General features: G+C 69.4%; 16 protein-coding genes. 11 read left to right on the top strand and 5 right to left on the bottom strand.

The genetic code is table 11. From position 1 onward, the window contains the following. Positions 1-51: 51 nt before the first annotated feature. Complete coding sequence (locus LGR64_RS18135; RefSeq protein WP_016450106.1) at positions 52-942, top strand: LysR substrate-binding domain-containing protein; 891 nt, start codon at positions 52-54, stop codon at positions 940-942. Positions 943-1,300: 358 nt separating this feature from the next. On the opposite strand, the gene LGR64_RS18130 is transcribed toward LGR64_RS18135, so the two are convergent. Then, positions 1,301-2,689, bottom strand: a complete 1,389-nt coding sequence (locus LGR64_RS18130; RefSeq protein WP_013803866.1) for a hypothetical protein — start codon at positions 2,687-2,689, stop codon at positions 1,301-1,303. Positions 2,690-2,834: 145 nt separating this feature from the next. Here LGR64_RS18130 and LGR64_RS18125 point away from each other — a divergent pair, with 145 nt between their 5' ends. Then, positions 2,835-3,764, top strand: coding sequence for a LysR family transcriptional regulator (locus LGR64_RS18125; RefSeq protein WP_012203818.1), 930 nt, complete (start codon positions 2,835-2,837; stop codon positions 3,762-3,764). A gap of 3 nt (positions 3,765-3,767) precedes the next feature. Then, positions 3,768-4,697 (top strand): tripartite tricarboxylate transporter substrate binding protein, encoded by a 930-nt coding sequence (locus tag LGR64_RS18120; RefSeq protein ID WP_088166279.1) that lies wholly within the window; start codon positions 3,768-3,770, stop codon positions 4,695-4,697. A gap of 46 nt (positions 4,698-4,743) precedes the next feature. On the opposite strand, the gene LGR64_RS18115 is transcribed toward LGR64_RS18120, so the two are convergent. Then, on the bottom strand, positions 4,744-5,607 hold the full coding sequence (locus LGR64_RS18115; RefSeq protein ID WP_012203816.1) for a DMT family transporter: 864 nt from the start codon (positions 5,605-5,607) through the stop codon (positions 4,744-4,746). A gap of 123 nt (positions 5,608-5,730) precedes the next feature. Between LGR64_RS18115 and LGR64_RS18110 the strand changes: the two genes are divergently transcribed. Beyond that, positions 5,731-7,110, top strand: a complete 1,380-nt coding sequence (locus tag LGR64_RS18110) for an aminotransferase-like domain-containing protein (RefSeq protein WP_047219778.1) — start codon at positions 5,731-5,733, stop codon at positions 7,108-7,110. Here LGR64_RS18110 and LGR64_RS18105 read toward each other — a convergent pair. Beyond that, positions 7,107-7,694 (bottom strand): TetR/AcrR family transcriptional regulator, encoded by a 588-nt coding sequence (locus LGR64_RS18105; protein ID WP_230356415.1) that lies wholly within the window; start codon positions 7,692-7,694, stop codon positions 7,107-7,109. The genes LGR64_RS18110 and LGR64_RS18105 overlap by 4 nt on opposite strands. A gap of 95 nt (positions 7,695-7,789) precedes the next feature. Between LGR64_RS18105 and LGR64_RS18100 the strand changes: the two genes are divergently transcribed. The 5 genes from LGR64_RS18100 to LGR64_RS18080 all read left to right on the top strand — a co-directional run bounded on the left by LGR64_RS18100 (position 7,790) and on the right by LGR64_RS18080 (position 15,373). Beyond that, entirely contained in the window at positions 7,790-8,986 is a 1,197-nt protein-coding gene (locus tag LGR64_RS18100; RefSeq protein WP_013803871.1) for an MFS transporter, read from the top strand. Positions 8,987-9,154: 168 nt separating this feature from the next. Further along, positions 9,155-11,680, top strand: a complete 2,526-nt coding sequence (locus tag LGR64_RS18095) for a TonB-dependent siderophore receptor (protein ID WP_230356413.1) — start codon at positions 9,155-9,157, stop codon at positions 11,678-11,680. Between the two features lie 87 nt (positions 11,681-11,767). Beyond that, a complete protein-coding gene (locus LGR64_RS18090) occupies positions 11,768-13,936 on the top strand; it encodes a TonB-dependent receptor (RefSeq protein WP_043796444.1) in 2,169 nt (722 codons plus the stop codon). 100 nt (positions 13,937-14,036) lie between these two features. After that, entirely contained in the window at positions 14,037-15,179 is a 1,143-nt protein-coding gene (locus LGR64_RS18085) for a PepSY-associated TM helix domain-containing protein (protein WP_230356411.1), read from the top strand. Further along, positions 15,176-15,373 carry a hypothetical protein gene (locus LGR64_RS18080; protein ID WP_034390825.1) on the top strand — a complete coding sequence of 66 codons (198 nt, stop codon included), beginning with the start codon at positions 15,176-15,178 and terminating at the stop codon, positions 15,371-15,373. The genes LGR64_RS18085 and LGR64_RS18080 overlap by 4 nt, the downstream gene beginning before the upstream one ends. 30 nt (positions 15,374-15,403) lie before the next feature. On the opposite strand, the gene LGR64_RS18075 is transcribed toward LGR64_RS18080, so the two are convergent. After that, positions 15,404-16,195: a response regulator gene (locus LGR64_RS18075; RefSeq protein WP_230356409.1), complete on the bottom strand. Its 792-nt coding sequence runs from the start codon at positions 16,193-16,195 to the stop codon at positions 15,404-15,406. Beyond that, entirely contained in the window at positions 16,192-16,830 is a 639-nt protein-coding gene (locus LGR64_RS18070; RefSeq protein WP_012203799.1) for a response regulator, read from the bottom strand. The genes LGR64_RS18075 and LGR64_RS18070 overlap by 4 nt, the downstream gene beginning before the upstream one ends. A gap of 113 nt (positions 16,831-16,943) precedes the next feature. Between LGR64_RS18070 and LGR64_RS18065 the strand changes: the two genes are divergently transcribed. Continuing rightward, positions 16,944-17,315: a response regulator transcription factor gene (locus tag LGR64_RS18065; protein ID WP_012203798.1), complete on the top strand. Its 372-nt coding sequence runs from the start codon at positions 16,944-16,946 to the stop codon at positions 17,313-17,315. Next, positions 17,315-18,199 (top strand): ABC transporter substrate-binding protein, encoded by an 885-nt coding sequence (locus LGR64_RS18060; protein WP_230356407.1) that lies wholly within the window; start codon positions 17,315-17,317, stop codon positions 18,197-18,199. The genes LGR64_RS18065 and LGR64_RS18060 overlap by 1 nt, the downstream gene beginning before the upstream one ends. Positions 18,200-18,209: the final 10 nt, after the last annotated feature.

Genomic DNA, 18,209 nt, shown 5'->3' with positions numbered 1-18,209 from the left:
CCCGTATCTCTGTGAGAAACTGGCCCGCCGAACACCCCCTTGCCTTCACCCATGGAACTGCGCCAGCTGCGCTACTTTGTCGATATCGCCAAGACCGAGCACCTGACGACATCGGCCAGAAACCTCTATGTCACGCAGTCCACGCTCTCGCATGGGCTGCGCCAGCTGGAGGAGGAGCTGGGCATGGCGCTGTTCGAGCGCATTGGCCGGGGGCTGAAGCTGTCGCAGGCCGGCGTGGTGTTCCGCAACTATGCGGAGCGTGCGCTGCATGAGGTGGAGGCCGGGCGCATGGCCCTGGCCGACCTCAGCGAGCTGCAGACCGGCACGCTGACCATCGGCGTGATTCCCACCTTCCTCAACACCCTGGTCGCCCCGGCCGTGGCGGCTTTCATGCGTGCCTATCCCAAGGTCAACGTGGTGGTGATCGAGCTGCTGGCCCCGCCCGTGGAGCAGGGATTGCTGGACGGCAGCCTGGACCTGGGCGTGAGCTTTCACCCGCCCCAGCGCGCCGAGCTGGACGCGCTGCCGCTGTTCGACGAACGCATGATGCTGCTGGTCAACCCATCGCACCCGCTGGCCGGGCGCCGTACGCTGTCCGTCAAGTCGCTGGCCGGCGTGCCCCTGGCCCTGCTGCCGCGCACGTTCTACACGCGCAGCCTGATCGAGGACGGGCTGCGCACCGCAGGCGTCACGCCCTTGCTGCGCGCGGAAATGGGCTCGGTGGAATCGCTGATCGCGCTGTGCCGCTGGGGCGACATGGCCACCATCGTCCCCGAACGCGCCGCCCAGCAGGCCACGGACATGGTGGCCATCCACCTGGTCGCCCCCCAACTCATCCGCACGGCAGGCCTTCTGTGGCGCCGAGGCGCCAGCTACAGTGCAGCGGCGCGCGAGTTCGCGGCGCAACTGGCCCCCGCCACCAGAACCAACATGCCCCGCTAAAAAAACCCCAGGCCGAGCGCAGCAAAGGCCCGAGCAAACTCCCCGTATGTCAGCGCCTGCGTCGGGCCGCCTGCGGGGTTGCAGTCCTGCCGAAGGACAGGACTGCTTCGTCAACTGACTCGCCGCAGTTGTCTGAACGGAGCGCGCAGCGCGCAGTGAGTTCTGTGGCGAACCCCGCAGGCGGCCCGACGCAGGTTGCCCCGCAGCGCAGCGAAGGGGTCGCGGACATCCGGGTCGTCTTTCTTTTGCCTCCTTTTCTTCGGCCGGCGTACCGGTGACGAATCAAAGAAAAGGAGGTCGGCTGCCGGGCCGAAACCCGGCCTCGAAAAAACACCCCCCGGCAGGGTCAAAAACCAGCTCACTGCAAAGAAGGCCGCGCCCTCTCAGGCACCCGAGCCCCCAACGCAGCCGGCACATAAGCCGCATCAAAACTGCACCCCACCCCAAACTTGGCCTCATTCCCCACACAAGCAGCAGCAATCCCCGCAGCAGTCGGCTTCACCCCCGCCTCCACCCACTGCATCAAAGCAGTCATCAAGGTGGGATAGGTCGCATCGCTGATATAGCTGTGCGTCCCCTGCCGCGTGAAGGTCTGCACCAGCCGGTCCCCGCTGCCGCCCTGCTGCATCACCGCACGAAACCGCGCATCCAGCTCCACGAAGGCCGTGGGGTCGCTGATCCACTTGGCCGAGAGGACCGGCACGCCAATCCTGCCCACGGGGTCGGTGTCATCGGCGAACTTGCGGTAGGCCGCAGGGTCGGCGCGGTAGCGCAGCACGCCGGCATTGAGCGCGGCATCGTCGGCCGAGCCGGCATAGACCGCACCCTCGTTGCCGAAGGGGCTGGCGCCGCCCGTGCGCTTGGCCGAGATGTCCTGGAAGTGCATGGTGCCCCAGTTCATGTGCGACTGGATGGCGCTTTCGGGGATCTTGATGACCTTGGTGATGGTGTCGATCTTCGCCTGCTGCGCGGCCGTGCGCTGGGCGGCGGGCTTGTCCAGCGCCAGGCATTCGTTCACGCGCAGGGCCACGTCGGCCTGGCGCATCTTGGCGTCTGCGGGCAGACCCAGGTTGAGCGCGTACTGCGGCTCATTGGGGCGCGGGTGGTTGGCGCACAGGTACTGGTAGACCACGCGCAGATCGGTGCGGAAGTCATAGGCATGGGTGCCGCCGCCCAGCACGCCGCTGGTGAGCAGCACGCCGTCGTAGGGGCGTTCGCCCACGGTCTGCTCGTTGAACATTTCCGCGCCCTTGGCCGCCACGCCCGCCCCCCAGGACTGGCCGTGCAGGATGGTGCGCTGCGGCTTGGCCACATGCTGGCGGAAGATGCCGCGCAGGCGCTCGGTGTCCTCGGCGGCGGCGCGCACTTCCACGCCGCCCTGGCGGTAGGTGGAGCCAGCCCAGGCGTAGCCTGCGCGCACCATGATGGACCAGCGCACCAGGTCTTCGGCCGCACGGTCGGCGGTGGGCGCGGCCAGGTCCGGGCCGCCGTGGGCGTGCAGCACCAGGGTGCCGTTCCACTGCGCGGGCTTGGCGATCAGGTAGTAGGCGCCCTTGGAGTCCTGCCCGGCCCAGCAGCTGATGCCCGCAGGAATCTCGGCGGGGCAGGCCGTGCTCTTGGGAGCGGTCTCGATGGAGGTGACCGGCCCGTGCAGCACGGCCGAGCCGCCGCCGCAGCCGGCCAGGGCGAGCGCGGCCAGCAGCGAGGCGCTGGCGGGACGCAGGGGGAAATACGCGGATGCTTGCATGTCTTGTCTCCTATCTTGGCTTCTTGTTGGAAGTCACCTGCCGCGCCGCGGCAAGCGGTCGCATCGGTGACTGGATGGGATTCTGTAGAGGCTTGTCCAATATTTCAAAGATTTTTAGGATATCGGCTGGATACTTCTCACATATATGGAACTGCGTCATCTCCGTTACTTCCTGGCCGTGGCCGATACCGGCCACATCACGCGCGCGGCCGAGCTGCTGGGCATGCAGCAGCCGCCGCTGTCGCAGCAGATCCGCGCGCTGGAGGAGGAGCTGGGCATTGCCCTGTTCCGGCGCCACCCCAAGGGCGTGGACCTGACCGACGCAGGCCTGGAGCTGCAGGGCGAGGCCACGCGGCTGCTGGCCGACTTCACCGCCATGCGCGACCGCATGCAGGCCTTTGCGCGCGGCGAGCGCGGGCGCATCCATGTGGGCTTCACCAGCTCGGCGGCGGCCCATGCCTTCACGCCCGAGGTGCTGCGCCTGTGCCGTGGCCGCCATCCCGACATTGCGCTGGATGTGAGCGAGAACAATGCCGCCGAGATCACCGAGGCCGTGCAGGCCGGGCGCATGCACTGCGGCTTTCTGCGCGTGCCGGTGGCCCGGCCCGAAGGCCTGGTGTTCGAGACGCTGCTGCAGGAGCCCGCGCTGCTGGCCATTCCCGTGGACCACCGGCTGGCGCGCGATGCATCGCGGCCCGTGGCGCTCAGGCAGCTCGATGGCGAGCGCCTGATCCTTGTGCGGCGCACGGGCGCGCCGGGGCTGTACGCGAACCTGCTGGCGCTGTGCGCCCGGCACAAGGTACAGGTGGAGGTGGCCGCCGAGGTGGAACGCATGATGACCAATGTGAACCTGGTGGCGGCGGGCGTGGGCCTGTCCATCGTGCCGGCCTCGGTGCGCGGCGCCCATCCCGAGGCGGTGGTCTACCGCGCCTTCGAGCCCGCCGTGCGGCTGAGCGCCCCGCTCACCCTGGTGCACCGCGAGGCCGGCACGGAAACCGGCGGCGCAGGACCCGCGGCCACCTTCATCGCCCTGGCGCGCGAGCTGGCGCAGCGCCACCAGGCGCCGGGCGGCTGAGGCATGCGGGCACCGCAAGGCACCGATACCGGCCGGCGCGCCCTGCTGGCGGCGGGTGCCTGCGCGCTGGCCTGGCCCGCCCAGGCATTGCCGGCCCGGCCCGCCTGGCCGGGCGCCAGCGTGCGGATCGTGGTGGCCTACCCCGCAGGCGGTGTCAGCGACATGGTGGCCCGCGCCCTGGCCGAGCAACTGGCGCAGCAATGGGGCACGGCCGTGATCGTGGACAACCGCCCCGGCGCCAGCGGCACCGTGGCGCTGGAGCTGCTGGCGCGCAGCGCGCCCGACGGCCGCACCCTGGTCTTTGCAGCCGCCACCGCCGTGGGCCTGGCCGCAGCCTCCGTGACGCCCGTGGCCGGCGTGATGCGCACGCCCATGCTGCTGGTGGGCACACCGGCGCTGAAGGCCGCAGATTTCGAGGGCATGCTGGCCGAGGCGCGCGGCATGCCCGGCGGCATACGCTGGGCCACCACGGGCGAGGGCACGACGGGCCACGCCGTGCTGCAGCGCATAGAGCAGGCCACGCGCATTCCCATCGTGCATGTGCCCTACAAGGGCGGGGGCCAGCAGCTCAACGATGCGCTGGCCGGGCATTTCGAGCTGCTGTCCACCAATGTGGCGCCGCTGCAGCTGCAGGCGCTGCGCGCGGGCCGCCTCAAGGCCCTGGCCGTGGGCGCGCCGCAGCGGCTGGCAGCCCTGCCCGATGTGCCCACGCTGGCGCAGCTGGGCCATGCGCAGGCCAACCTGGATTCGCTGTTCGGCCTGTTCGCGCCGCCGCAGATGGCGCCAGCGCTGGCCCAGCGCATCAATGCCGCGGTGGCCCAGGCGCTGCGCGCGCCGGCCATCCGCAGCCGGCTGGAGGCGGCCAGCAACCAGCCGTTCGAGGGTTCGGCCGCAGAGTTCGCGCAGCAGGTGATGCGCGAGGCCGGGCGCTGACCGCCCCTCCGCCCTGCCCCGCCCCCCCGCACCACGCCCGCCGGGCTCAGCGCGCGTACTTCTTGGCCCCGGCCACGCAGACCACGGCGGCCATGGTGACCAGCACCATGCCCCAGCTCACCTGCTCGTGCAGCAGCAGGGCCGCCAGGCCCAGGCCCATGAAGGGCTGCAGCAGCTGGATCTGGCCCACGGCCGCAATGCCGCCCTGGGCCAGGCCCCGGTACCAGAACACGAAGCCGATCAGCATGCTGAACAGCGAGACATAGGCCAGGCCCAGCCATGCGGGCCGGCCCACATCGGCCAGCGATGCCGGCATGCTGAGCAGGGCGGCCGGCAGCATGACGGGCAGGGCCAGCACCAGCGACCAGCTGATGACCTGCCAGCCGCCCAGCGTGCGCGACAGGCGCGCGCCCTCGGCATAGCCCAGGCCGCAGACGATGATGGCGGCCAGCATGAGCAGGTCGCCGCGCAGCGAGCCCCCGGCCCCGCCCACGGCCGCATAGCCGGCAACGAAGGCCGCGCCCGCCAGCGAGAACAGCCAGAACGCCGGGCGCGGGCGCTCGCCGCCGCGCAGCACGGCGAACACGGCCGTGGACAGGGGCAGCAGGCCCACGAAGACGATGGAATGCGCCGAGGTGACGTACTGCAGCGCCAGCGCGGTCAGCAGCGGAAAGCCCACCACACCGCCCAGCGCGCTCAGCGCCAGCGAAGGCATGTCGGCGCGCGCGGGCCGGGGCTGGCGCAGCGCCAGCAGCATGGCCAGGGCCAGCAATGCCGCGATGCTGGCGCGCGCACAGGTCAGGAAGGTGGGGTCCAGGTCGGCGACCGCCACGCGGGTGGCCGGCAGCGATCCCGCAAAGATCGCCACGCCGATGAATCCGTTGATCCACCCGCTGCTTGTCTTGTCCATCAAAAAGCTCCTTGGTTTGCAGCGGGCAGTGGGCCATTGCACGGCCGGATCTTCCATAGACAGTCCAATACAATTCAAAAGAACTGTTATGTACACAAATCCACTACAGAAGAGAGAGCAGCCATGCGCAGCGGCACACGCATCCAGGCGGTGATGGAAGAGATCCAGTCGCGCATCGCCGCGCGCACCTACCTGCCCGGCACGCGCCTGCCCTCGGTGCGCGCGCAGGCGCAGGCCATGCAGGTGTCGGTGTCCACGGTGGTGGAGGCCTATGAGCGGCTGGCGGCCGAGGGGGTGATCGCCTCGCGCCCGGGCTCGGGCTTTTATGTGGCGGGGCCGGTGGCGCCGCTGGCGCTGGGCGGTATCGGGCCGCGCGTGGACAGGGAGGTCGACCCCCTGTGGCTGGCCCGCCAGTCGCTGCAGGCAGATGCCCACGCGCTCAAGCCGGGCTGCGGCTGGCTGCCGCCTTCATGGCTGTACGAGGAAGGCGTGCGCCGGGCGCTGCGCTCCCTGGCGCGCTCGGGCACGCTGGAGCTGACGGAGTACGCAACGCCGCTGGGCCACCCGGCACTGCGCCGCCTGCTGGCGCGGCGCATGGCCGCCATGGGGCTGGAGACCTCGCCCGAGCAGATCCTGCTGACGGAGTCGGGCACGCACTCCATCGACCTGGTCTGCCGTTTCCTGCTGGAACCCGGCGATACGGTGCTGATCGACGACCCCTGCTATTTCAATTTCCATGCGCTGCTCAAGGCACACCGCGTGCAGGCCGTGAGCGTGCCCTACACGCCGCAGGGGCCCGACGTGGCCCGGTTCGCCGACGCGCTGCAGGCGCATTCTCCGCGCCTGTACATCACCAACTCGGCCATCCACAACCCGACGGGCGCCACGCTGTCGCCACTGGTGGCACACCGCATCCTGAAGCTGGCCGACAGCTCGGACCTGGTGATCGTGGAGGACGACATCTTCTGCGACCTGGAGACCCATGCGGCGCCCCGGCTGGCGGCCTTCGACGGCCTGTCGCGCGTGATCCAGATCGGCAGCTTCTCCAAGACGGTGTCGGCCTCGCTGCGCTGCGGCTTCATCGCGGCGCGGCCCGACTGGACGCAGGACCTGGCGGACCTGAAGATCGCCACCAACTTCGGCGGCGGGCGCATGGCCGCCGACATCGTGCTGCGCACGCTGACCGACAGCGGTTACCGCAGGCACATGGAGTCCGTGCGGCTGCGGCTGGCGCAGGAGATGGAACGCACGGCCGCGCGGCTGCAGGCCCTGGGCATGAAGCCCTGGCTGGTGCCGCAGGCCGGCATGTTCCTGTGGTGCCAGTTGCCCGGGGGCATGGATGCCACGGCGCTTGCGCGCACCTGCCTGGAGGATGGCGTGGTGCTGGCGCCCGGCAATGCCTTCAGCCAGTCGCAGAGCGCAGGCGATTTCCTGCGCTTCAATGTGGCGCAGTGCTCGGATGCGAGGATCTTCGAGGTGCTGGCGCGGGCGCTGAAGGGCTAGGCCGTTTCAGCCTGCAGCAGGCCGCGCACCCGTGCCTGCACGTGTTCCAGGGACGGCGGCAGGTCGAACAGCACGCGGTAGACGATGGGCGCGGCCAGCGCGTCGATCAGGGTGTCCGCAGCGGGCATCGCCTCGCCACGCCGCGCTGCGCGCTCGCCGATCTGCGCCAGTTGCCCGCGCAGGATTTCCACGCAGGCGCAGGGCGTGTGCTCGTTGCCCGCTGCGGCGGCCATGTCGCGCAGCATGGTGCGGCCCAGCGGCGAGGCCGATTCCTCCAGGAACTGCTCGGCCCAGGCCAGCAGGTCGCCCTCCAGCGTGCCCGTGTCCAGCGGCGGCGCCGTGGGCCGGATGATTTCCACGGCCACATCGGCCAGCAGTTGCTGTATGTCGCCCCAGCGCCGGTAGAGGGTGGACGGCGTCACGCCCGCCTGGGCGGCGATGAGCGGAAAGCTCAATTCCTCGCGCGGCATGGTTTCCAGCAGGCCCTTGACGGTCTGGTAGACCGTGGCCTGGATGCGCGCGCTGCGTCCGCCGGGACGGGCGGTACCGCCTGTTTTGGAAAGGGATGGGACTTGCGTGCTCATGGTTATTAAAGCTAAAAATTTGCGTTAACAGCGCACAAGCGCAGAATTCGCTAACGCAAAAACTTTGCATTAATTGTGCAGCAGGGCTCTTAACCATGTCGGTACTGCAACCATCCAACTCCACTCCCGCTGCCCGGCCCGGCCGCAGCCTGGCCGTCCTGGCCTTCGGCCTGGGCAGCTTCTTCGCCGCCTCCAGCGCGCCCACGCCGCTGTACCGGCTCTACCAGCAGGACTGGGGCTTTTCCTCCGGCATGCTGACCCTGGTCTTCGCGGTCTATGCGCTGAGCCTGCTGCTGGCCCTGCTCACCACGGGCGCTCTGTCGGACCACCTGGGCCGCAAGCCCGTGATCCTGGCGGCGCTGGTGCTGGAGATCGTCTCGCTGGCGGTGTTCGCCCGCGCGGGCGACGTGCAGGCCCTGGTGCTGGCGCGCGTGCTGCAAGGCTTTGCCACCGGCATGGCCAGTGCGGCCATGGGCGCGGCGCTGCTGGACCTGCACCGCGAGCGCGGCACGCTGGTGAGCACCATGGCGCCCATGGTCGGCATGGCGGCGGGCATTGTCGTGGCGGGCGAGTTCGCGCAGCTGTGGCGCCAGCAGCTGGGCCTGGTGTTCTGGCTCATGGCGCTGATCTTCGTGGCCGTGGCCGCCGCCATGGCCGTGCTGCCCGAGACGGGCGCGCGCCGCCCCGGCGCACTGGCCGCCATGCGCCCGCGCGTGCGGATTCCGGGCCAGGCCCGGGCCGACTTCATGCGCGTGCTGCCCATGAGCATCACGGTGTGGGCGCTGGGGGGCTTTTACCTGTCGCTGGGCCCGTCGATGATCCGCTCGGTCACGGGCTCGGAGGTCGCCGCCAGCTTTGCCGTGTGCATCAACACGCTGAGCGCCGCCGCCGCCATCTGGACGCTGCGCAGCCGCGCGCCGCGCGCCATGCTGCAGTTCGGCGGCAGCGGCCTGCTGGCCGGGGTGGCCCTGCTGCTGGTCGGCGCCCATCTGCAAAGCCTGCCTCTGGTGCTGGGGGCATCAGTGGTGGCGGGCGCGGGCTTCGGCGTGGGCTTCCAGGGCGCGCTGCGCAGCGTGATCCCGCTGGCCGAGCCGCACGAGCGCGGCGCCCTGATCTCGGCCATCTACATCGCCAGCTACCTGGCGTTCAGCGTGCCGGCCATCGCGGCGGGCATGGCCGCCGCGCGCTTCGGCCTGTTGCCGGTGACATATGCCTACGGCCTGATGCTGATGCTGTTCGCGGGCCTGGCGCTGGCGGGGACGCGCCAGCCCAGGCCGGTGGTGGTGTCCTGAGGCATTGATTGAAAATAAAACCATAGCAATCCAGCCTTAATCCACCTGGTGATCAACGGGAAGTAACGGAGAAAATCTCAGCGGCAGCGCAAAAAAAGTCCAGCCGAACTTGCAGGATCGGCAGGGCTTGTTCGGCATACGGGGAGTCACACCACTTTTCCCAGCCCCATGCCCCGCACCCACCTCCACCAGCCCCAGGACGGCCTTGCAGCCGCACGGGGCTGGCCTGCGTCCATGGGAATGGCTGGGGTGGCAGCGGCGCTGGGGGTGGCGATGCTGGTTGCCACGGCAGCGGACTGCGTCCATGCGGCGCCGTCCGCCCAGGCCGCCCAAGCCGGCCAGCGCAGCTTTTCGATTGCGGCCGGCCCGCTCACGCATGTGATCGCGCAGTACGCCAACCAGGCTGGCGTTGCGCTGTCGTTTGATGCCGCGCAGCTGGGCCGGTTGCAGTCCCCGGGGCTGCAGGGCAGCTATGGCGTGGAAGACGGTTTTGCCAGGCTGCTGCAGGGCACGGCGCTGCAGGCCGTGCGCGAGTCCAGCGGCGTCTATACGCTGCGGCCGCTGCCAGCGGCGGCCTCGGGCACGAGCGGGCAGACGCTGGGCACGGTCACGGTCCGGGCCACGGCGCCGGCCAGTGCCACGACCGAGGCATCGGACAGCTACGCGGCCAGCCTGGTCACGGGCTACAAGGGGCTTCAGTCGGTGCGCGACATCCCGCAGCCCGTGACCGTGCTCACGCGCCAGTGGCTGGACGAGCAGGCCCTGCCCGACCTGCATGCCGTGCTGCAGCACACGCCGGGCGTGACGGTGGAGTACATCGACAGCGAGCGCATCGCCTATTACTCGCGCGGCTACCAGATCGATTCGCTGCAGGTGGACGGGCTCAATGTGAACCAGGTGGCCTCGGCCTCCACCTTCATCCAGCCCGATACGGCCATGCTGGACCGCGTGGAGGTGCTGCGCGGCGCCACGGGCCTGCTGCGTGGCGCGGGCTCGCCCTCGGCCATGGTGAACATGGTGCGCAAGCGGCCCACGGCGCAATGGCAGGGCTCGGCCGCGCTGACGCTGGGTTCCTGGGACCGCCAGCGCATGGAGGCCGACCTGTCCGGCCCTCTGAACGCAGCCGGCACGCTGCGCGGCCGGCTGGTGGCGCTGGCGGACGACAAGGCATCGTTCCAGACCGCGCGCAAGGAAAAGCGCCTGGGCCTGTACGGCGTGCTGGAGGCGGACCTGGGGCCGCGCACCACGCTCACGGCCGGCCTGCAGCACACGGACCTGCAAGCCACGGGCTCCTGGGGCGGCCTGCCTGCCGCTGCCGACGGCAGCCAGCTCGGCCTGCCGCGCAGCACCTACCTGGGCACGCCCTGGAATACCTGGGACCGCCACAACCAGCAGGCCTTTGCCGAGCTGGAGCACCGGCTGGACAGCGGCTGGCAACTGAAGGCCCAGGCGGCGCACACGCGCTTTCGGTCGGACGGGTTCAAGCAGACCTCGTTTTCCAAGGCCAGCGACAGCAATCCCTACCTGTTCGACGTGAGCACCTCCATCTATGGCGGCGACGGCAGCACGCAGAACGCGCTGAGCCTGCTGGCCAGCGGCCCCTTCGAGGCACTGGGCCGCAGGCACGAGCTGTCGCTGGGCGCCGACCTGCAGCGCATCCGCAGCACGGGCGCCACGGGCTACTGGGGCGTGAGCCCGCTGCGCAATGTGGACATCCGCGGCTGGAATCCGTACACCAGCTACCCCGAGCCCTTCTACAGCGAGGGCAACGGCAACGCCTATTCATCGCCCGTGTCCCACATCCACCAGTACGGCGGATTCGCGCGGGCCCGGCTGTCGCTGACCGACTCGCTCACCGCCATTGCCGGTGCGCGCCTGAGCTGGTGGAGCTATCTCGAACCCGGCAATGCCCAAAGCGGCTACAGCGTGCGCCGCGAGCTGACGCCCTATGCGGGCCTGGTACATGCGCTGTCGGACACGCTCGACGCCTATGCCAGCTACAGCGAGATCTTCAGCCCCCAGGACAAGAAGGCCGCCGATGGCAGCATCCTGGCGCCCGCCCGGGGCGAGGACCTGGAGGCCGGGCTCAAGGGCAGTTTCATGGACGGCCGGCTGCAGGGCAGCATGTCGGTGTTCCGCATCCAGCGCGTGGGCAGCGCCATGCAGGACACGGCATCGGCCATGCCCTGCCTGCCGTACTACCCGACCAGCCACTGCTTCATGGCCGGCGGCAAGAGCCGCAGCCAGGGCTGGGAGCTGGAGCTGTCCGGCGAGCCCGCGCCAGGCTGGCAGGTGCTGGCAGGCTACACCTACACCCAGGCCAGGTACCTGCGCGACGCCTCCGAGGCCAACGTGGGCCAGCCGCTGCGGCCCGTGGACCCGCGCCATGCGCTGCGCCTGTTTGCCAGCCACCGCTTCAAGGGGCCCTTGCAGGGATGGACCGCAGGCGCCGGCGTGCGGCTGCAAAGCGATGCCTACGCCAGCGTGGGCGATGTCACCACCCGCCAGGGTGGCTATGCGCTTTTTGACGCGCTGCTGGCCTACCGCCTGGACAACACCTACTCGCTGCAGCTGAACGTGAGCAACCTGCTGGACAAGCGCTACTACGCCAAGTTCTCGCCCAACAGCACCTACTTCAACAACTACTACGGCGATCCGCGCAACGTCACGGTGTCGCTGCGCGCGCGCTTCTAGGGCCACGGCCGGCCTGCCCTCCTTTCCCTGTTTTTCGTCCCGGCTTTTCTTCACGGTTTTTCCTCCCGCTTTTTCCAACCTTTGCACATGACTGCCATGACGCACCACAGCACTCCTGCGGACTTCCGCTTCGCTCCCCACCCCCTCACGCGCCTGATCCGCCAATGCCTGGGCGCTGGCCTCGCCCTGGCCGCCGTGGGCGTGGCGGCCCAGACGGCCGAGGGCCCGGCCCTCAAGGAAGTGACGGTGAGCGACCAGGCCGAGGCCATTGGCGGACTGCAAAAGACCTATGCCGGCGGCCAGATCGCGCGCGGCGGCGACCTGGGCATTCTGGGCAAGACCGACCAGATGAACGTGCCCTTCAGCACCACCAACTACACCTCGGAGCTGATCGAGAACCAGCAGGCGCTGACCATTGCCGACGTGGTGATGAACGACGCCTCGGTGCGCACGCTGCAGGCGCGCGGCGGCTATGGCGATGACTTCCAGGTGCGGGGCTTTTCCCTGTCCATGCGCGATGTGTCGGTGAACGGCCTGTACGGCCTGTCGCCCTCCACGCGCCTGCCGCTGGAGGTGATCGAGCGCGTGGAAGTGCTCAAGGGCCCCGGCTCGCTGACCAATGGCGTGGGCCCCAGCGGCAGCATCGGCGGCAGCATCAACGTGGTGACCAAGCGCGCGGGCGACGTGCCGCTGAACCGCCTGACCGCCACCTACATGGGCAAGGCCCAGTTCGGCACCCACCTGGACGTGGGCCGCCGCTTTGGCGAAGACAACCAGTGGGGTGTGCGCGTGAACGGCGTGTGGCGCAACGGCGAAGGCAACATCGACGGCGGCCGCCAGCGCCTGGGCCTGGCCTCGGTGGGCCTGGACTACGAAGGCCAGGGCCTGCGCTGGTCGCTGGACGCGCTGACCACCAGCGGCAAGACCACGGAGTTCCGCCCGCAAAGCGCCTTCCTGGCCGGCATCACCCAGGTGCCCGCCGTGCCCGACAGCCGCACCAACTTCAACCCGGGCACGGAGCTGCTGGACAAGGCCAAGACCGTGATCTCGCGCGTGGAATACGACATCAACGCCAACACCTCCGTCTACGGCGGCGTGGGCTACAGCGATGTGTCCAGCGACCAGAGCTTTCCCACGGCCGTGCAGCGCATCGACTCGCTGGGCAACTTCACCGTGCGAAACGGCTTCTACGACGAGTTCAACAAGACCACCTCGGCCGACGTGGGCCTGCGCACGCGCTTCAAGACCGGCGCCATCGGCCACACCGTGGTGGCCGCGGCCAACTACATGGACCGCGAGAGCGGCTACTTCTACCAGCTGACCACCAAAGCCGTCCCCTCCAACATCTACAACCCCTCGCCCCTGCCTGCCATCGACTTCGTGCGCGGCGCGCCCACCAAGAACGCCGAGCTGACGCAGCACAGCCTGGCGCTGGCCGACACCATGGCGCTGTTCAGCGACCGCGTGCTGGTGACCGTGGGCCTGCGCGACCAGACCATCGACCAGAAGAATGCCAGCGGCACCACGCTGTACAAGGCCAGCGCCGTGACGCCGCTGGCCGGCGTGGTGTTCAAGCCGCAGAACAATGTCTCGGTCTACGCCAACTACACGGCTGGCCTGTCGGCAGGCGGCACGGCCGGGCCCAACACGGCCAATGCGGGCCAGGTGTTCGCGCCGCAGAAGTCCAAGCAGTACGAGGTCGGCGTGAAGGTGGACTGGGGCCGCATGACCACGCAGGCCGCGCTCTACCAGATCCAGCGCCCGGGCTCCATGACCGACCCGGTGACCAATGTCTACAGCTTCGGCGGCGAGACGCGCAACCGTGGCCTGGAGCTGACCGCCTACGGCGAGATCCACAAGGGCCTGCGCCTGCTGGCCAGCGCGGCCTTCAACAACGCCAAGCTCTCGCGCACGGCAGGCGGCGTGAACCAGGGCAACGATGCCAACGGCGTGCCCGAGCGCACCTTCAACCTGGGCCTGGACTGGGATACGCCCTGGGTGGAGGGCCTGAGCCTGAACGGCCGCGTGATCCACACCTCGTCCATGTACTACGACGCGGCCAACATCCTGCGCATGCCCGGCTGGACACGCCTGGACCTGGGCGCACGCCTGCGCACCCACGTGGCCGGCAAGCCGGTGGTGCTGCGCGCCAGCCTGGAGAACGTCAGCAACAAGAGCTACTGGGTGACTGCCGCCGGCTACACCACCACGGGCGCGCCGCGCACGCTGATGCTGTCGGCACAAGTGGACTTCTAAGCCCCCGGCCACCGGCAACCGCCCCGCCCCCGGCATGGCGCCGGGGGCGCGGTGATGGCGGGGGCCCCAGGCCCCCTTCTGTCAGAGAAAAAAACACCCCATGCAAAGCCACACGATCAAGACCTGGGCCTGGTTGCACAAATGGAGCAGCCTGGTCTGCACCGTCTTCATGCTGCTGCTGTGCCTGACCGGCCTTCCGCTGATCTTCCACCACGAAATCGGCCACCTGCTGGGCACCGAGGTGGAGGCCCCGCCCATGCCCCAGGGCACGCCCCATGCCAGCCTGGACAAGGTGCTGGAGGTGGCCCGTGCCCAGCACCCGGACCGCGTGGTGCAGTTCGTCTCCAAGTCCGACGACACCGATGACCTCTGGTTCGTCACCATGACGCCCACGCCGGCCCCCACGGACGATTTCCGCTCCGTGGTGGTCGATGCGCGCACGGCCGAACTGCTGGCCCAGCCGCGCTTCGACCAGGGTTTCATGTGGGTCATGTTCAAGCTGCACGTGGACCTGTTCGCGGGGCTGCCGGGCAAGCTGTTCCTGGGCTTCATGGGGCTGCTGCTGCTGATCGCCATCGTCAGCGGCGTGGTGCTGTACGCGCCCTTCATGCGCAAGCTCGATTTCGGCACCGTGCGCCGCACGCGCCAGCCGCGCCTGAAGTGGCTGGACCTGCACAACCTGCTGGGCATCGTCACCCTGGTGTGGCTGTTCGTGGTGGGCGCCACCGGCATGATCAATACCTGGGCCGACCTGCTGATCAAGTACTGGCAGCATGACCAGCTCAGCAGCGTGCTGGCGCCCTACCAGGGCCAGGACACGGTACCGGTGGCGGAGCGCGCCTCGCTGCAGCAATCGCTGCAGGCCGCCCAGCAGCAGGTGCCGGGCACCAAGCTGTACTTCATCGCCTTCCCCGGCACCACGTTCTCCAGCCCGCACCACCACACCTTCTTCCTGCGTGGCAACGAGCCCCTGACCTCGCGCCTGTTCCTGCCCGTGCTGGTGGACGCCAAGACCGCCCAGGTCACGGCCGCGCCCGCCCTGCCCTGGTATCTGACGGCGCTGCTGGTGTCCCAGCCGCTGCACTTCGGCGACTACGGCGGGCGGGCCATGCAAATCCTCTGGGCGCTGCTGGACATCGCCAGCATCATCGTGCTGGGCACGGGCCTGTACCTGTGGGTCAAAAAGGGCAAGAGCGTGCCGGCCCCGCAACCCGCGCCGCGCGGCAAGGAGGTCTCGGCATGAGCGGCGCGCAACACCGGGGCTTTCTCGCCCTCTGGGGCTGGCCCATCGCGCTGGGCGTGCTGACGGCCATCGGCCTGGTCTCGGCCCTGTTCAGCGACGGCGGCTTTGGCGACATGCTGGCCGGCGTCTGCCTGGCCATTCCCACGGCGGCGGGAATCTGGCACGGCTGGGTGCGCCGCAGCCCGCCGCAATGACGGCGGGATGGCGCAATGGCGGGCGCGGTGTCAGCCGCGCCGGGGCCGCTGGCCCGCGCCGTCCAGCATTCCCAGCAGGGCCGCGCCCAGTTGCCGCCAGGCATCGGTGGCGCCCGCCCAGTCGCTGGCCAGGCAGGCCTGCTCCAGCGTCTGCGCCAGGCCGCTGGCCTGCTCGTGCCCCAGCAGGCGCAGCACGCTTTTGAGGTTGTGCGCCAGCCGGCGCAGCGCCGCGGCGTCGCGCGCGGCCAGCAGGTTTTCGCCCAGCGCCACATCGTCGGGCAACTGCGCAAGGCAGCTGGCGCGGTAGCTGTGGAACAGGGCAGCATCGCCGCCGAAGTAGCTGGAGACGGCGGCCGGGCCGCCATCCACCGGCATATCCGCCTGCATATCCACCGGCACATCCGCACCGGCGGCCTGCACGCTGGCCGGCGCGGGCGAGCCGGCCGGTTGCGCCGCCAGCACCGATTCCACGCAGTCCACCAGTTGCGCCACCGACACGGGCTTGCGCAGCACGCCCCAGACCTGCAGTTGCTCCAGCCGCAGCGCCACGTCGGCCCGCACGCCGGCGCTGAAGACCACGGCGCTGCAGCCTGCCTGCGGGGAGTTGCGCAGCCATTCGATGAGCTCGACCCCGGAGGCGCCGGGCAGCATCAGGTCGGTGATCAGCAGGGCAAAGGGCTGGCTCTGCAGCAGGCTCTGCGCCTGCTCCGCACTCGCGCAGGACACCAGGGTGAGGGGCATGCCCTCCAGCGCCAGCGTGACGAATCGCGCAATCGAGGCATCGTCCTCCACCAGCAGGACCGCAGGATGGGCCGGATTCACGCTGCCTGCCTGCCCAGCAGCTCGCCCAGCGCCTCGGGCAGCTCCTGCACGAGCTGGGGTTTGTGGATCACGCGCGCGCCGCCCAGCGCAAAGGCGTAGGCCTCGCGCTCTGCCGCATCCAGCGAGGTGACAACCAGCAGCTTGCAGCGCGCGAACTGCTCATGCGTGCGCAAGGTGGTGATGAGGGCGGCGCCGTCGATGTCGGGCAGCAGGATGTCCACCAGCAGCACGTCGGGCTGGATCTGCCCGTACAGCGCCATGCCGGTGATCCCGTCGTGCGCCACGTGCAGCTGCACGTCGGGAAAGTGGCGCTGCACCAGCAGGCGCACCAGGTTCTGGAAGTGCACGGAGTCCTCGATCAGCAGCACGCGCGGGCCCGTACCGGCCTGCGCGGGAGCGGGCGCGGGTGCCGCAGCGGGCGCCCCGGACGTGGTGGCCGCATCACCCTGCCTGCCGCGCCAGCGCTCCACGGAGGCGCGCGTGATGCGCCGGTGCCCCCCGGGGGTCTTCCAGGCCTCCAGATCGCCGCGATCGACCATGAGCTGAACCGACCGCACCGCCATGCCCAGCAGCTTGGCCACCTCAGCGGTCGTGTAGTGCGGAATTTGGCCTGGTGGGGTGCTGTTCTCGGACATGGCAGCAATTTTGCATCAAATACGATTAAAAAAAACAATACAAATTTGATGAATTTGATATTTATGATTCAATCCAACGCAGAACCCTTCAACTGCGTTGCGAAAGGCCCGCCATGAAGAAGATACTGATCGCCGAAGACCAAGCCGACATCCGCAAGCTGTTGCGCATGACGCTGGAGTCCAGCGCATACGAAGTCATGGAGGCGCCGACCGGTGACGAAGCCTGGGCCCTGGCCCAGCGCAGCCAGCCCGACGTCGTGCTGCTGGACATGATGATGCCGGGCACGCTGGACGGCCTGGAGGTGTGCTGCCGCATCAAGACCTCCTACGACCTGCGGCACACGCGGGTGATCCTGCTGACGGCCCGGGGCAGTGCGCAGGACCGCGAGGCGGGTTTCAATGCCGGTGCCGACGAATACCTGCTCAAGCCCTTCAGCCCGAACCGGCTGCTGGAGACCCTGGCCAGTCTTTACAGGAGCGACTGATGACGATGCACACGCAGGCCGCCGCGGGCCGATGGCAGATACCGTCCGGGAACGCCGCGCGCCTGTCCGCGCTGGCGCGGGCCGCCGTGCAGGCGCTGCTGCTGGCACTCGTTCCGGTCTGGGTGGCGGTGCTGGCCGTGGGGCCTGGCGCAGCACGGGCCGGCGAGGTGCTGGACCGCGTGGCCAGCAGCCACACGCTGAAGGTCTGCATCTGGCCCGACTACTACGGCATCACCTACCGTGACGCACGCACGGGCAGGCTCACGGGCATCGACGCGGAGCTCTCGGCAGAGCTGGCCAAGGACCTGGGCGCGCGGCTGCAGCATGTGGACTCGTCCTTCTCGCGGCTGGTGCCCGACCTGCTGGAGTCGCGCTGCGACGTGGCCATGTTCGCCGTCGGCATCCTGCCGCAGCGCCAGCAGCAGCTGCGCTTCACCCAGCCCTACCTGAGCAGCGATATCTACGGCATCACCACCAAGAGCAACCCCGCCGTGCGCAGCTGGGCCGACATCGACCAGCCCGGCGTGCAGGTGGCCGTGCAGCGCGGCACCTTCATGGAGCCGGTCATGCGCGAGTCGCTCAGGCATGCGCGCCTGGTGCTGGTGGAGCCGCCGCAAACCCGCGAAAAGGAACTCATGGCCGGGCGCGTGGACGTGTTCATGACCGACTACCCGTACAGCCGCAAGCTGCTGGACAGCTCGGACTGGATGCAGCTGATCGCGCCGCCCAAGCCCTTCCATGTGCTGCCCTACGGCTATGCGGCCAGCCCTGCCGACGCCCAGTGGCTGGCGCGCCTGAACCAGTTCGTCTCGGACATCAAGCGCGACGGCCGCCTGGCCAGGGCCGCGCGCCACAACGGCCTGACCGCCATCGTCGCGCCCTGAAACTTCCGAT

Origin of the sequence: Delftia sp. Lp-1 (assembly GCF_020523835.1) — a bacterium.
Classification (GTDB): Bacteria; Pseudomonadota; Gammaproteobacteria; order Burkholderiales; family Burkholderiaceae_C; genus Comamonas; species Comamonas acidovorans.
Note: the sequence above shows the minus strand (reverse complement) of the source record. Positions and strands in the feature narration are given on the sequence as shown.

Coding starts and splice junctions, on each gene's coding strand:
- LGR64_RS18120 (WP_088166279.1), top strand. CDS start 3,768: ATGCGGGCACCGCAAGGCACCGATACCGGCCGGCGCGCCCTGCTGGCG.
- LGR64_RS18090 (WP_043796444.1), top strand. CDS start 11,768: ATGACTGCCATGACGCACCACAGCACTCCTGCGGACTTCCGCTTCGCT.
- LGR64_RS18115 (WP_012203816.1), bottom strand. CDS start 5,607: ATGGACAAGACAAGCAGCGGGTGGATCAACGGATTCATCGGCGTGGCG.
- LGR64_RS18060 (WP_230356407.1), top strand. CDS start 17,315: ATGACGATGCACACGCAGGCCGCCGCGGGCCGATGGCAGATACCGTCC.
- LGR64_RS18130 (WP_013803866.1), bottom strand. CDS start 2,689: ATGCAAGCATCCGCGTATTTCCCCCTGCGTCCCGCCAGCGCCTCGCTG.
- LGR64_RS18095 (WP_230356413.1), top strand. CDS start 9,155: ATGCCCCGCACCCACCTCCACCAGCCCCAGGACGGCCTTGCAGCCGCA.
- LGR64_RS18080 (WP_034390825.1), top strand. CDS start 15,176: ATGAGCGGCGCGCAACACCGGGGCTTTCTCGCCCTCTGGGGCTGGCCC.
- LGR64_RS18110 (WP_047219778.1), top strand. CDS start 5,731: ATGCGCAGCGGCACACGCATCCAGGCGGTGATGGAAGAGATCCAGTCG.
- LGR64_RS18085 (WP_230356411.1), top strand. CDS start 14,037: ATGCAAAGCCACACGATCAAGACCTGGGCCTGGTTGCACAAATGGAGC.
- LGR64_RS18125 (WP_012203818.1), top strand. CDS start 2,835: ATGGAACTGCGTCATCTCCGTTACTTCCTGGCCGTGGCCGATACCGGC.
- LGR64_RS18105 (WP_230356415.1), bottom strand. CDS start 7,694: ATGAGCACGCAAGTCCCATCCCTTTCCAAAACAGGCGGTACCGCCCGT.
- LGR64_RS18135 (WP_016450106.1), top strand. CDS start 52: ATGGAACTGCGCCAGCTGCGCTACTTTGTCGATATCGCCAAGACCGAG.
- LGR64_RS18065 (WP_012203798.1), top strand. CDS start 16,944: ATGAAGAAGATACTGATCGCCGAAGACCAAGCCGACATCCGCAAGCTG.
- LGR64_RS18100 (WP_013803871.1), top strand. CDS start 7,790: ATGTCGGTACTGCAACCATCCAACTCCACTCCCGCTGCCCGGCCCGGC.
- LGR64_RS18070 (WP_012203799.1), bottom strand. CDS start 16,830: ATGTCCGAGAACAGCACCCCACCAGGCCAAATTCCGCACTACACGACC.